The organism is Sorangium sp. So ce726, assembly GCF_051521405.1.
Taxonomy (GTDB): Bacteria; Myxococcota_A; Polyangia; order Polyangiales; family Polyangiaceae; genus Sorangium.
Window position 1 is genome coordinate 2316936 of the sequence record NZ_CP150349.1, and the last position, 13753, is coordinate 2330688.

7 protein-coding genes are annotated in these 13753 nt (G+C 72.4%); 4 read left to right on the forward strand and 3 right to left on the reverse strand.

What is annotated here, in order from left to right; genetic code table 11:
• Positions 1 to 94 precede the first annotated feature (94 nt).
• Entirely contained in the window at positions 95 to 2818 is a 2724-nt protein-coding gene (locus tag WME79_RS08795) for a transglycosylase SLT domain-containing protein (RefSeq protein WP_437534169.1), read from the forward strand.
• A gap of 203 nt (positions 2819 to 3021) precedes the next feature.
• On the opposite strand, the gene WME79_RS08800 is transcribed toward WME79_RS08795, so the two are convergent.
• Positions 3022 to 3387, reverse strand: a complete 366-nt coding sequence (locus tag WME79_RS08800; RefSeq protein WP_437534170.1) for a cupin domain-containing protein — start codon at positions 3385 to 3387, stop codon at positions 3022 to 3024.
• A gap of 361 nt (positions 3388 to 3748) precedes the next feature.
• Here WME79_RS08800 and WME79_RS08805 point away from each other — a divergent pair, with 361 nt between their 5' ends.
• The 3 genes from WME79_RS08805 (at position 3749) to WME79_RS08815 (ending at position 10292) form a co-directional block, all read left to right on the forward strand.
• Positions 3749 to 6406, forward strand: coding sequence for a protein kinase domain-containing protein (locus tag WME79_RS08805; RefSeq protein WP_437534171.1), 2658 nt, complete (start codon positions 3749 to 3751; stop codon positions 6404 to 6406).
• 263 nt (positions 6407 to 6669) lie between these two features.
• Complete coding sequence (locus tag WME79_RS08810) at positions 6670 to 8223, forward strand: protein kinase domain-containing protein (protein ID WP_437534173.1); 1554 nt, start codon at positions 6670 to 6672, stop codon at positions 8221 to 8223.
• A gap of 5 nt (positions 8224 to 8228) precedes the next feature.
• The gene (locus WME79_RS08815; RefSeq protein WP_437534174.1) at positions 8229 to 10292 is read left to right on the forward strand and encodes a protein kinase domain-containing protein; all 2064 of its coding nucleotides are present in this window, start codon (positions 8229 to 8231) and stop codon (positions 10290 to 10292) included.
• Positions 10293 to 10633: 341 nt separating this feature from the next.
• Here the strand turns inward: WME79_RS08815 and WME79_RS08820 are convergent, their stop codons facing one another.
• Both WME79_RS08820 and WME79_RS08825 read right to left on the reverse strand, forming a co-directional pair.
• A complete protein-coding gene (locus tag WME79_RS08820; protein ID WP_437534176.1) occupies positions 10634 to 12022 on the reverse strand; it encodes a hypothetical protein in 1389 nt (462 codons plus the stop codon).
• 318 nt (positions 12023 to 12340) lie between these two features.
• Positions 12341 to 13372, reverse strand: coding sequence for a PEGA domain-containing protein (locus tag WME79_RS08825; RefSeq protein ID WP_437534178.1), 1032 nt, complete (start codon positions 13370 to 13372; stop codon positions 12341 to 12343).
• Between the last annotated feature and the right edge of the window lie 381 nt (positions 13373 to 13753).

A 13753-nucleotide genomic window follows, 5' to 3' on the forward strand; every position in this document is an offset into this window, starting at 1 on the left:
TGCCAAAGTTGACCCCTCGGGCGCATCGTGAGACAGGTCGGTCCCTGACATGCGGATCCGACGCGCCGCACGCAGGCTTGTATGTCTTGGCTGGTTGGCCGCCCTCTCGGGCGTGGCTTTCGACGGCCTTGCGGCGCCTCCTTCGGAGGTAGCGGCGCCTGCGGCCGGTGCGACGAAGGTCGACGCGGCGAAGGCGGAGCCCGCGAAGGCAGGTGCGGCGAAAGCTGAGCCCGCAAAGGCTGAGCCCGCGAAGGTCGAGCCGGCGAAGGTCGACGCGAAGAAGGATGGGTCGGCCGAGGGCAAGGCGGAGAAGCCGGCGCCGGTCAGGGTGGCGGCCGTGTCTGGCGGGAAGGGCGGCGCGAAGAGCGCGGCCAAGGCGCCGGCGAAGGCCGCTGCGCGATCGAAGCCTTCGAAGAAGGGCGCGGCGAAGATCACGCGCAAGGCGGGGGAGCCCGGCGTGCCGGACGAGGCGGCGCGGCGGGTCATCGCGGGCACAGCGACGCCGGCGGGGGCGAGCACCGGCGAGTCGCCCGAGCTCCGCACGCTGCGCGCGATCGATCTGGCGCTGTTTCCCGGGGCGGCCCCGAGCGCCGGGCCCGCGTGGCCGGTCGACGGCACGCTCCTGCTCGGCGCGGGCGAGCCGCGCCTCGAGGTCTCCGGCCTGCCGCCTGCGGGCCTGCCCGCCCCGCTGGCGGAAGCGGAGGAGACCCGCGACATCTCCTGGCTGCGTCAGCTCGATCTGCCCGAGATCCCGGTTCGCTGGGACGGCCGGGTGGTGCGCTACCTCGAGTACTACAAGGACGACCCGCGTGGCCGCTCCGCCGTGGTCACGTGGATCAAGAAGAGCGGCCGCTACGGCGCCGCCATCCGCCGCGTCCTCCGCGAGCAGGGGCTCCCGGAGGATCTCCTCTGGCTCTCGCTCGTCGAGAGCGGCTTCGACCCGACCATCCAGTCCCCGGCAGGCGCGGCCGGCCTCTGGCAGTTCATGCCGGAGGGCGCGCGCATCTATGGCCTCACCGTCGACCGCTGGGTCGACGAGCGCCTGGATCCAGAACGATCCACCCTGGCGGCGGCGCGGTACCTCACGGATCTCCGGCGGCGTTTCGGCGGCTGGGAGCTCGCGTTCGCGGCGTACAACATGGGGTACGGGGGGCTGCTCGCGTCGATCCGGAAGTACAACACGAACGACTTCTGGGAGCTGTCGCGGCTCGAGGCGGGGATGCCGCTCGAGACGGCGCTCTATGTGCCGAAGATCCTCGCGATCGCGATCGTGGCGCGGAACCCGGCGGTGTTCGGGTGCGACGACGTGGAGCTCGATCCGGCGGTGACGTTCGACAAGATCTCGCTGGGCTCCGGGGTGTCGCTGCAGGCGGTGGCGGCGGCGTCGGGCGCGGAGGCGCAGGAGATCGAGGCGCTCAACCCGCAGCTCGTGGCGAAGCGCACGCCGCCGTCGCCGGTGGACGCGAAGGAGCAGGCGCGCTGGGAGGTCCGGGTGCCCGCGGGTGCGGGGGCGCGCGCGGCGAAGTCGATGCCGAGGCTCCTGGATCGCGAGCCGAAGCTCGAGCGCTACCTGGTCCGCTGGGGCGAGTCGCTCGACGACATCGCGACGTTCCGGCGGACGACGCGGTGGACGCTGCAGACGTTGAACGGCCTGCGGGCTGGCGAGCCGGTGCGTCCTGGGGCGCTGCTGTTCGTCCCGGCGGCGGAGGGCGTCGGGGTGGCGGCGGCCGAGCACCTGCTCGCGAGCGGCGCGCCGCTGTCGTCGGAGGGGAAGCCGGTCGTGGTGGTCCCGGCGCAGCGCTTCTCCTACGAGGGGCGCCGGCGGGTGTTCTATCGGGTGGTCGCGGGCGATGCGCTGCGGGATCTGGCGGCGGTGCTCTCGGTGACGCCCGACGAGATCTGCCGCTGGAACACGCTGGCGCCAGGGGCGTCGCTCCATGAGGGGATGACGCTCCAGCTGTTCGTCCCGAGGTCGCAGCGCCACGACGGCGTGTTCTTGCTCGACGAGGGCGACGCGCGCGTCATGGAGGTCGGCTCGGAGGAGTTCTTCGCGCACTTCGAGGGGCTGAAGGGGCGGAAGCGCATCGAGATCGCGGTGCGAGAGGGCGATTCGTTCAGCAAGATCGCGAGCCGGTACGGCCTGAGCGTCGGCAGCCTGGAGCGGATCAACCAGCGCTCGAGGCGGAGCCCGCTGATGCCAGGGGATCGGCTGGTGGTGTACGTGCCGACCTCGCGGCCGGACGACCCGGCGCCGGTCGAGCCGCGCGAGGACGAGGTCCGTGTGGCGTCGGCTTCGGCCGCGGGCGCCGTGGACGACGGCGACAAGGCGGCGGCCGAGCCGGTCAAGCCGGCGGTGCTGGTGACGCCCGTGGCGCCCGTCGAGGCGGCGCGCGCGAGCGCAGGGGAGGACGGCCGCAGCGCGGCCGTCGCCAAGGACGGGAGCGGCAAGCCGGCAGGCGCTGTCGTGGCCGCCAGCGCGGGCGTGGGGAAGCCGGCGCGGGCCGAGGGGGCGAACGCCGAGGCGGGCGCGGGCGAGGGGAAGCCCGGCGGCGTGGGGGCGGCGGGCGCGGGCGACCTGGCCGGAGCGAGGCTGGAGGAGAAGAAGGCCGCCGAGGGCGAGAAGAAGGCCGCCGAGGGCGAGAAGAAGGCCGCCGAGGGCGAGAAGAAGGCCGCCGAGGGCGAGAAGAAGCCGGCGGCGGGCGGAGCGAACGACAAGAAGCCGGCGGGGCGTGGCGCCGCCGAGCAGCAGCCGGCGGGGCGCGCCAAGGGGGCGCAGGACAAGGAGAAGCCCGCGGCTGGGGCCGGCGCCGCGCTTTGAGGTCCGGGTGCCAAGGACTCCCCTTATTTTGCAGCCCTTTGTCAGCGGGGAAATTGAACAGGGAGGCGGGGAGACGGGGAGTATCTTGAAGATTTCCCTCCCCGTCTCCCCGCCTCCCTGTGAATTTTCCGGAGAATTTAAGGGGATGCCTTAGGTCCGGGTGAGCTCGGGCTTCCAGGGGGCGAGAGCCCCGCGTCGTGGTCTCAGGTCTTGCCAGAGGGCGTCGCCCTGGTCTCATCTCGCCCGTGGACGCCGGCGGGCGGGCTCGTCGCCTCCACGGCGGTGAACGGTTCGATGATCTTGTAGGAATGCGACGCCCCCTTGGGGACCGTCCAGGAGTCGCCCGGCTCGAGGCGCACCATCTGCCCCTCGATGAGCAGCTCGGCCCGTCCAGCGATGACGAACCCTACGGTCTCGTAATCCCGCACGGTCGACTGTTTGGCGTCGCCTGGCGGCTCGCGTTCCCAGAGCCGCATCGAGACCTGGATCCCGGAGGCCAGGTATTTTTGCCCCATCTGGCCTGTCGGAGAGCGGCCGGAGGAGACCTTCATGATGGTTGTGTCGCTCATGTGCGCCTCGCTTTCCTCCACGAGTGATTCGTCGGGTTTGGCGACGAGCGTGGGTCCAGTCCTGGCGGGAGCGAATCGGGCTTCTCCCTCTTTCCTCGTCGGTCTTCTTCGTGCGTTGGTCGCCGCAGGGAACGTATCGCGCCAGGGAGAACTGCTGTAGGATGCCCCGCACAGGAGGCTGTCCCGTGGACCTGGGGACCGGATGTCACGTCGCACGGGCGCAGGTGGATGACGGATCGCGCGGCGCGAGCGCTGGGCGGTGGGAGCGTCGTGGGGGCGCCGCTGCTCGCCTCGCTCTGCTGGTCGCGGCCGTCCGTGTGCGCTCCGTGATGGCGGGGCGTGCCGCGCTTCCGGAAAGCCGATGATGCCCTCGCCGAAGAGCTCGACATTGCTCGCGTCCGGTGTGCTGATCGACAAGAAGTACCGGCTCCTGCGCCAGATCGGCGAGGGGGCGATGGGCGTTGTCTGGGCGGCGGTGAACGTGGCGACGGCCCGTGAGGTGGCGCTGAAGCTGATCCATAGGCCGGAGACCGAGTTCCGGCTGCGGCTGCAGCGCGAGGCGCGCAACTGCGGGGCGCTGCGGCACCGGAACGTCATCGACATCTACGACATGGGGGAGACCGAGGCCGGGGAGCCGTTCCTGGTGATGCAGCTGCTCACGGGGGAGACCGTGGCCGATCTGCTCGCGCGGCGGCGCCGGCTCGACCCACCCGTGGCGGCGTCGATCGGGCGAGACGTGGCGAGGGGGCTCGCGGCGGCGCACGCGATGCACATCATCCACCGCGATCTGAAGCCGGCGAACATCTTCCTGCACCGCGAGCCGGACATGGACGAGCCGGTGGTGAAGGTGCTCGATTTCGGGGTCGCCAAGAACCTCTCGGTCAACGACGGCCTGCACACGGTGCAGGGCGGCGCGGTCGGGTCGCCGCTCTACATGAGCCCGGAGCAGGTGAGGGCCGAGCCGAACGTCGATCACCGGGCCGACATCTGGGCGCTCGGCGTTGTGTTGTTCGAGATGCTGACGGGCATGCGCCCGTTCCAGGGGGACGCACAGGCGGTGTTCATGGGGATCTTGACGGGCGAGATCCCCACCGTGTCCAAGTACCTGAGGCGGGTGGACCAGGGGCTCGTCGACCTGATCGCCCGCTGCATGCGCAGGGATCGCGCGGAGCGGATCAGCGCTGCGGCGGAGGTCGCGGCGCTGCTCGATCGGTACGCGGAGCGCGGCGTGGGCCCGGGCAGGGACGTGGCGCTGCGGCAGTCGTCGCCGGAGGCGCGGGTGGCGCCCCCGGACGAGGACGTGGACGCCGGCTGGCAGGATTCGCAAGGCGGCACGGTGGCGCTGGCGGCGCAACCTGGGTCGGTGGCGCAACCTGGGCCGGCGCTTGCGGTGCAGCCTGCGTCGGTGGCGCAACCCGGGTCGGCGTTTGCGGCGCAGCCTGCGTCGGTGGCGCAACCCGGGTCGGCGTTTGCGGCGCAGCCTGCGTCGATGGCGCAACCCGGGTCGGCGTTTGCGGCGCAGCCTGCGTCGATGGCGCAACCCGGGTCGGTGGTGAACCGGTCGGGGAGCGTCGAGGTGGGCGCGGGAGCACTGCCGCTGGCGCTGCTCGGTGGGGGGCCGCGGGCCCCGCTCCCGCTGCAGGAGTCGCCTGAGGCGCACAGGTCGCCGTCGCTGGGGCCGGGGCAGGTGGCTGCGGGGCCAGCGTCGGGCATGAGCCGCGTGGCGGAGGGTGGGCCAGCGTCGGGTGCCGGCCATGCGGCGGGCGCGGTTCCTCGGCGTCCGGGCAGCTCGGGCCAGCACCCGGCCGCGGCGGCCGTGGTGCGCGCGCTGCGGGAAGAGGACGTGGCGACCTTGCCCCTCACGCGGCAGAACGCGGATGCGGCCGGGCCCGCGGGGCCCGGGCCCGCGGGGCCGCGCGCCGGGTCGGGAGCCTATCCGGCGGCGGGGCCTGCCGCCGCTGCGCCGCGGACGTCGTCGTCGGTGGCCGCGTTTGCAGCGCCGGAGCCATCCCAGGCGAGCGCGGCGCATTCCGCTCCGGTGCAGCCTGCGCCCGTGGCGGCGCCGCAGCAGGGCTCCTGGGCGATGACGGTGCGCATGAATGCGCCGCCGATGCCCGAGGCAGGGGCGGGACCGGGTGGCCTCGGCCCTGCTGGTGCGCTGCCGCCCGGAGGCATCGCCGCGCCGTCGAGCTGGAACTCGGCACCGGCCGCGAGGCTCGGCCCGGAAGCCGGCGCGAGCGCCTCGGACTCCAGGCCGGGCGCGACAACGGCAACGGGCGCGCCGCGCCAGGCGGGAAGCTCGTCGACGACCCCGCTCGTCTCGAACCACCCGTCGGTCCATCAGATCGGGGTGCACCAGGCCCAGGACGCTCAGGAGCGGGCCCCGCACGGCGACGAACCGAGGCGCAGGCGTACGGCCGCAACGCTCGCGATCGTGGCTGCTGCGCTGTCGCTGATCGTCGTGGGGATGCTCATCTCGCTGAGGTCGCCGGAGACATCGTCGGCCGCGCCGGAACTGTCCGGGAGCGCGATGCCGTCGTTGGACCGCGCCGGAGAAGACAGGGGCGCCGCGCCGGAGCGCGGGGGAGCGCCGCCACGGAACGAGGAGCCCGCGGCGCAGGAGCCCGCGGCGCCATCCGCGGAGGCGCCGCCGGGCTCCTCGGCGTTGGCGCCGCCCGTGCCATCGGCGCCGAGCGCCCTTCCGGCGAGCAGCGCAGCCGGCGCGTCGGCGCCAGGCGGCGGAGCGGGCGCGTCGGCGCCAGGCGGCGGAGCGGGCGCGTCGGCGCCAGGCGGCGGAGCGGGCGTGGCGGCGCCAGGCGGCGGAGCGGGTGCGTCGGCGCCAGGCGGCGGAGCGGGTGCGTCGGCGCCGGGGACGGCGAGCGGCGCGAAGCCGGGCAGCTCGATGCTCGGGGCGCCTCCCGCGACATCGCAGCCCGTGAAGGCTGCTCCATCCGCAACCTCGTGCGCTCATCTCAGGTTCTTGGCGAAGAAGCAGTGCGAGGCGAAGCTCAAGAAATAGACTCGACCTCTCCGCGGCTCGGTCAGCCCCTCTTGAGATGACACCACGGTCGCGCCGCGATTCCTGGGCAGCGACGAGGCAGCGACGATCATGTCGCGCTGAGCGCGTGGCCACACTGGAAGTATCGGAGCTGGCTTCGCGCGCTGCGAGCCCGGCCAGCAGCTTTTCTTGACGGTTCTTGACGGTGCGCTGCCTCACCTGCGACACTTCTTTCCAAGCACCGTCGACCTGCTGCTACGTCCGTCCTCCAGCGAGACCACCCCATGCAGTCCCCTTCGGCTCCTGCCGCGCCGCCGCCAGGTGCGCTCATTTGCGGCAAATACCGCCTCCTTCGACGGATCGGCGAAGGGGCGATGGGCGTCGTCTGGGCAGCGCACAACGAGGCTACCTCTCGGGAGGTCGCGCTCAAGCTGCTGGTGCGGCCCGACCCGGAGCTCCGCGTCCGGCTGCTGCGGGAGGCGCGCGCTTGCGGCGCCGTGAGCCACCGGAACATCGTCGATATCTACGATGCTGCCGAGACGGAGAGCGGGGACCCGTTCCTCGTCATGCCCCTGCTCTCCGGCGAGACGCTCTCGTCCTTGCTCAAGCGCAAGCGCAAGCTGGAGATCCACGATGCCTCGCGCATCGCTCGGGACATCGCGCGCGGCCTCTCCGCCGCGCACGAGCGGGGCATCATCCACCGCGACCTGAAGCCGTCCAACATCTTTCTTCACACCGAGCCTGGCGAGAGCGATGCCATCGTCAAGATACTCGACTTCGGCGTGAGCAAGTTCCTCGCGGGTCCTCAACAGGTGAGGACCGCGACAGGCATCCTCGTCGGCTCGCCGGCGTACATGAGCCCGGAGCAGGTGCGGGCGCAGAGCGATATCGACACTCGCGCGGACCTCTGGGCGCTTGGCGTTGTGATGTTCGAGATGCTCACGAGCAGGCGGCCGATCCAGGGCAAGGCGCATGAGCTCCTGAGAAACGTGCTTCAGGGCGACATCCCGGCGGTGTCCCAGTCCGTCTGGCAGATCGATCCCGGCCTCGATGCCCTGGTGACGCAGTGTCTCCAGCGCGATCGCGAGAAGCGACCGCGCTCGGCGGCCGAGGTCGCGGCGGCGCTCGAACCGTTCGTCACGCCGTCGGCGCCGCCGCGCGTGCCCTCGGCGCCGGACCTGCGGTACGAGATCCCGCAGCACCTCGGGCGAGGGTCGTGGGGTGGGGCCGCTCCTGGGCGGTCGCCGACGCCGGCGACCGGGACGCCGCTCCCGGCGTCCATGGCCTATCTGCAGGCCCCGCAGGGACACCCGATCACGCCGGTCTCAGGGCCGCGAGGTGCGATTGCGGCGCCGGCGCAGCCGGCGGTGGTACCGTGGCCGGCGCAGCCGGCGGTGGGTGGGGGCACGGCGACAGCGGGGCATCGGGAGCGGATTGCGAGCCATCCTCTGCTGGGGGACCACGGGACGATCAAGCTGTCACCGGAGCAGGCGGTCGCCTATCGATCAGCGGCCAGCGCGTCGCTGGCGCGTCCGGCCGCTCCCCTCGGGCAGGCGCTGTCGCTCGGCGGCACGGTGCCGCTCGATCCGCTCCGCGAGCCAAAGAAGCCTCCTCCTGTGCCCGCCCGCTCGCCCGTCGTGTGGATCGCGATGTCCGTGGTCGCGGCGGCGCTCCTCCTGGGGATCGGCATGGCCGCGGGGTATCTCTTGCGGCGCGGTGAGGTGGAGCGCCCGAGGGACCCCGGCGGAGAGCGTGCTACCTTCCGCGTCGCCCTCTCGTTTGCGCTAGGTAAAGCGACCTCGCCCGTCGCGGCGATGCGCCTCGACCCACCCTGCTGAGCTCGATGTCCACCTCCTTCACGCAGATCGCTGCCGGCCTGCTGATCGCCGAGAAATACAAGCTGGTGCGGCGGTTGGGAGAGGGATCCATGGGCGTCGTGTGGGCGGCGCTCAACCTGTCGACGTCGCGCGAGGTGGCGTTGAAGCTGATTCACCGCCCGGATGCCGAGCTACGCCGGCGGCTTCAGCGCGAAGGGCGCAATGGCGGGGCGCTGCGACACCGCAACGTCATCGACATGTATGACATGGGGGAGACCGAGTTCGGCGAGCCCTTCCTGGTGATGCAGCTGCTCACCGGGGAGACGCTCGCGGAGCTGCTCGTGCGCAGGCGGCGGCTCGACGCGGACGTGGCGGCGTCGATCGGGCGAGACGTGGCGAGGGGGCTCGCGGCGGTGCACGCGCTGCACATCGTCCACCGCGATCTGAAGCCGGCGAACATCTTCCTGCACCGCGAGGCCGACGCGGACGAGCCGGTGGTGAAGGTGCTCGATTTCGGGGTCGCGAAGAACCTCTCCGTGAATGACGGCATCCGCACGGCGACGGGCGGCGCGGTGGGATCGCCGCTCTACATGAGCCCGGAGCAGGTGAGGGCCGAGCCGAACGTCGACCACCGGGCCGATATCTGGTCGCTCGGCGTTGTGCTGTTCGAGATGCTGACGGGCATGCGCCCGTTCCAGGGGGACGCGAGGGCGGTCTTCACCGGCATCTTGACGGGCGAGATACCGAAGATCTCCCGGTACGTGCGGCGGGTAGACCCGGGGCTCGTGGAGCTCGTGGCGCGGTGCATGGCGCGCCACCGCGACGAGCGGATCGGGTCGGCGGCGGAGGTGGCGGACCTCCTCGAGGGGTACACGGCCGCGGGGGCGAGGGCGGGCTTCGCCGTCGGGGGAGTGGGCGGTGCGGGCGGCGGGCAGAGGGCGGCCATGGCGGCGCCCGCATCTCCTGGCGCGGCGCAGTCAGGGGTGCCGGTGTCGCCGATGGCGAGCGGGGCGCCGCAGTCAGGGGTGCCGGTGTCGCCGATGGCGAGCGGGGCGCTGCAGTCAGGGGTGCCGGTGTCGCCGATGCCGATGGCGAGCGGGGCGCCGCAGTCAGGGGTGCCGGTGTCGCCGATGCCGATGGCGAGCGGGGCGCCGCCGGCAGGGGCGCCGGTGTCGCCGATGGCGAGCGGGGCGCCGGTGTCGCCGATGGCGAGCGGGGCGCCGGTGTCGCCGATGGCGAGTGGGGCGCCGGCGGCGGCGTGGAACGCCGAGCTGACCCAGAGGCTCGATCCGGAGGCCATGGCGAGCGCCGAGGCGGCGCTGGGCGCCTCACCAGCGTGGGGCCACGGCGAGCCGGGGAAATCGACGAGCGCTCCGCTCGTGCCGGGAGGCCGAGGTGTGCAGCCGTCACCCTGGGCAGCGCGTGCGACGCCGGTGCCTCTGCAGGAGCCGCGGACGACGCCGCGGCGGCAGGGAGGCTGGAAGCGCCTTCCAGTCCCGGCTGTGGTGGCGCTCGCCGCCGGCGCGGCTGGCCTGGTGGGCGCAGCGCTCTTCGTCGTGTTGCGCTCACCAGCGCCCACGGAGAACGCAGCCGGGCTCGAGGCGATGCCGGAGGCCGGGATCGAGAGCGCCGCGAGCGCGGCAAGGCCGCCGGAGCCGCCGCCCTCGGCGACGGCTGCGCCGCAGGCTTCGGCGGCAGCTGAGCCGCCCAGGGTGGATGAGCCGGTGGATGCCGGCGGGGCGAACAGCGCGCCGGACGCCGGGCCGGCAGCCGTGGAGCCGGCGTTGGCGGCGCAGAGTCAGCCGGCGGTGGAGGCGCCGAATCCGCCGGCGGTGGCGTCGGTGGTCGCGGCGTCGCCACCTGCTGCAGCGCCTGCAGCGGCGCGGTCGGTCGTTGCAGCGCAGCCCAAGATCCAGCCTCCGGCGCAGGCTGCGCCCGCATCGGCGCAGGCTGCGCCCGCATCGTCGCGGCCTGCGCAGCCACCTGCGGTCCGGCGGCAACCCGCGGATCCGTGCGCCGGCAAGACAGGGTTCATGCGGACGAACTGCCTGCGGGACCAGGCGAAGAAGAAGGATCCCTACGCTCCCTGAGCGGTGTTGAGCTCGGAGGAGCAGGGCTCCCGTCGTTCCGGCCGCGTGAGCGCAACGGTAAGCCTGCGCAGCCGGCGGGACCTACCGGAGGGCCTATGTCAGGCCTGATCGAGGCGTACAAGCTGCTTCCGAGCATGCTTCTCGCCAGCAAGTAACGATCAACGTGCCGCTGCCAGTTGCCGGCGCGCGACAGCGGAAGATCGATGTCGCGCGTCGCTGGATCGAGGGCGGACCTCGGTAGATCGATGAGCGAAGTCCCCGAGACCCGTCGGCCCTCCGCGCGAGCGAGCGGCAGACCGAGGCGGAGATGCCGCCACAGGACCACACGGCGCCGGAGCGCGTTACGGAGGCGAGAAGGCCAGCATCGCGCTGGATTTACCCGTCTCGCCGGCGTGTTCGTCGTCGCTGCCAATGCCGCCGGCGCCGGGCTCGCCGAGTTCGACCTCAACATTGTCGAGAGACGGGGAAGTGTCCGGAGTGCCCAGGAAGGCGATGCCGAGTGAATGGCCGCCCTGACCGCCGCCGCCCTTGCCGCCGGTGCCGCCCTGGCCGCCCATGCCGCCGGCGCAGCCATCGGCCAGGTAGTCGAAGGGAGTCATATTCAACCCGCCCCTGCCGCCGCTGCCGCCGGGCCCGCCCGTCTGGCCGACGGCACCGTTGCCGCCTTGGCCGCCTTTGCCGGCGATCAGACTGACGTCACGGAGCGTGAGTTTTGCGTTGAGGCTGAGCAGGGCGATGCTGGACCCACCCGGAGAGCCGCCCCTGCCGCCTATCCCGCCGCAGCCGCCTGCCCCGCCATTGCCGCCGCTGGCACCGCCGTCCTCTGAACCAGAGCATGACGTGGTCCCGCGGGAACCGGCGCCTCCGCCGCCACCCTGGGCGGTCTTCCCGCTCTTGCCATCGCTGCCGGATGAACCGGCATAGCCGGTGCTTGAGAGCTGGCCGATGCCGCGTGCCCCTGCGCCTGGCTCGCCGGAGTCACCGTCGCTGCCCTTCGTACCGCTGCTACATGTGGAACCGTATTGGCCGGCGTTGGGATGGGCCTCACCGCCGGGAGAACCGCTGCTGCCGTCGGTCCCTTCGGCTACCCGACCATTTCCGCCCCGGCCACCGCGCGAGTCGTCGGCGGTATCCGTTGTGCCGCACTCATTGGGCAGCGGCGCGACCGTTTCTACCGCTGACGACGAGCAAGCGGCGGTCCCGGGGCTGCCGTCCGACGCCTTCTCGCGCGGCGAAGGAGGGGCCGCCCCCGGAGTCCCGGGCGCCGCATCGCCCGCCTTGAGGGTGCACCGGACCAGGTCGACCTTGCCGTGATCGGCGATCGCTGCGATGGCCGAGGTCCCCGCATCGTTCGAATCGATCGACCGAGCGACGACATGGACATCCTCCATGTGCACCGCCTCGTCTCCAGCGCGCATCGTCAGAGGTACAGCCCCGGGTGACGCCGTGAGGGTGGTCTTCCCCCCATCCTCCCACTGCCAGTTCGCGCTGCAATCGAGCCCACCGAAGATGGTCACGCCCGCAGTCACCGTGAGCGCTTCCTCGAACTTCTCGGCGCACGCGTACACGCGCCGCGCCTCCTTGTCCTCGATGCGCGCGGCGAGCTCGATGGCCTCCGCGAGCGTCTTCACCGGCGCGTCCGGGGTCCCGTCACCACCGTCGCTCGCCGTGGCCGACACGAACACACCGCAGCTCTCGTCGGCGGTCCAGCCCTGCCCGTCGCTGGGCACGCACACCAGCGGCGGCGGGCCCCCGCCTGCACCCCCGGTCCCCGCTGCGCCGCCAGTCCCCCCTGCACCCCCGGTCCCCGCTGCGCCGCCGCTCCCTCCTGCGCCACCGGTCCCTCCGGCGCCCACGCCTCCGGCTCCCCCTGCTCCGCTTTGATTCGCTTCACAGTACATGGGCTTGTGCTCGCAATCGTCGTGGTGCGAGAACGGGAAGCAGCCCGCCAGATCGAGGCTGGCGGCCGTCGTTCCAAGCACGAGCAGCGCAGCGGTACGAGCAGTCCGAGGCATCAGCCATTCTCCATTGTCTTGGGGTCGCCGTCGTCAGAACGCGCCGCCCACCGAGAGCCCCACGTCGTTGATTCCCACCGTGGGCGTCACCTGCACGCGGGCCTCAGGGCCGCTCACGATGGCATAGAGCAGCGTCCCGAGGCCGACCGTTCCAGCCCCCGCGAAGCTCCAGAACGCCACATTGCTGTACAGCGTGCTCTCGTCGAGCGCCTTGCCCTGCTGTGCGCACGCCGCTGGTGCGGACGGGGTTGTACATGGGTTCCGACCGCTGGCGAGCAGCGTCGTCTTCTGCGTCTCGGCCTCTCCGGCGCTGTTGTTCGCGAGCACCGTGAAGAGCACGCCTGCCGCGGCGCCAACGCCGGTCGCGATGCCACCCCCGACGAGCACCGCCGTTCGCCCGCCGCCCCGCGAGGTCCCGGGCGCCGGAAAGATGCCCCGTTCAGCGTTGGCACGCCTCGCGTCGGGCGCCAGCGGGCGCTGCAGCTCGAGGACCACCGCCTCCGTCCCGCCCGCGGTCGCCTCGACCGGCCGCGCCTGCGGCACGTACCCGTCGAGCTTCGCGCCGACCTCATGCCGGCCCGGATCGAGGAACACGGGGTCCGTGAGCGGCGCTCGCCCGACGCTGGCTCCGTCGACCGTCACCTCGGCCCCGTTCGGCGCGGCGCGGACCGTGACGGCTGCGACCTGCGCCCGCGCCTCCTGCAGCGACGCCTCCGCGCGCTGCCGCTCCTGGACCTTCGTCGCAGGGGCCTCGCGGAGGTAGAGCGTCAGGTACTCGGCCGCGTCGCGGGGCTTGCCCACGCGGAGGCAGGCTACGCCCAGGTTCGAGGCGATCTGGTAGTGCGGCTTGAGCCCCCACGCCGCGAGGAACGCCGCATGCGCGTCGGCCCATTTCCCCGCCTGGGCCGCCTTCACCCCGTCTTCGAAGAGCTGGCGCGCCTTGTCCGTCAGCGCGTCGCTCTCCTGCGCCTCGGCCCGAGGGGCCGCTTGCTGCGCATCGGCGACAGGTGCCAGCAAGGCGATGGCGACGCTCAAGGTCCACAGCAGCGGGCGGTTCGTCGTCATGATGAGTCCGGCGGTGCTACAGGAAGCTGCGGTTCAGAGAAGGTTACCGCAGTACTTTACCCACCCTGGAGCTCGAACCGTACCTCTTCCGAGGGGTGACGGAAGCTTTTGTCGTCCCGTTTTACACGGGGTGTGATGGTGCAGTGGCGCCGTAGCGCCTGGGTTGCCGAGGGGATCGGGTCGATGAGGATCCGGGTCATGGTGTGCGCGAGCACATCGCCGGGGAAGGGGAGGGCGGGGGTGGAGTGGTGCGGGGGTGCCGAGGGGCGATCGGGGCTGGGACGCTCGAGCGGCGCTGCTGAGGTCGAGCCTGGCCGTTGGCTGATTGGACTTGCGTCTGCGAACGCCGGGGGCGGGCGCATCCCTCTCGTCCACGAGGAG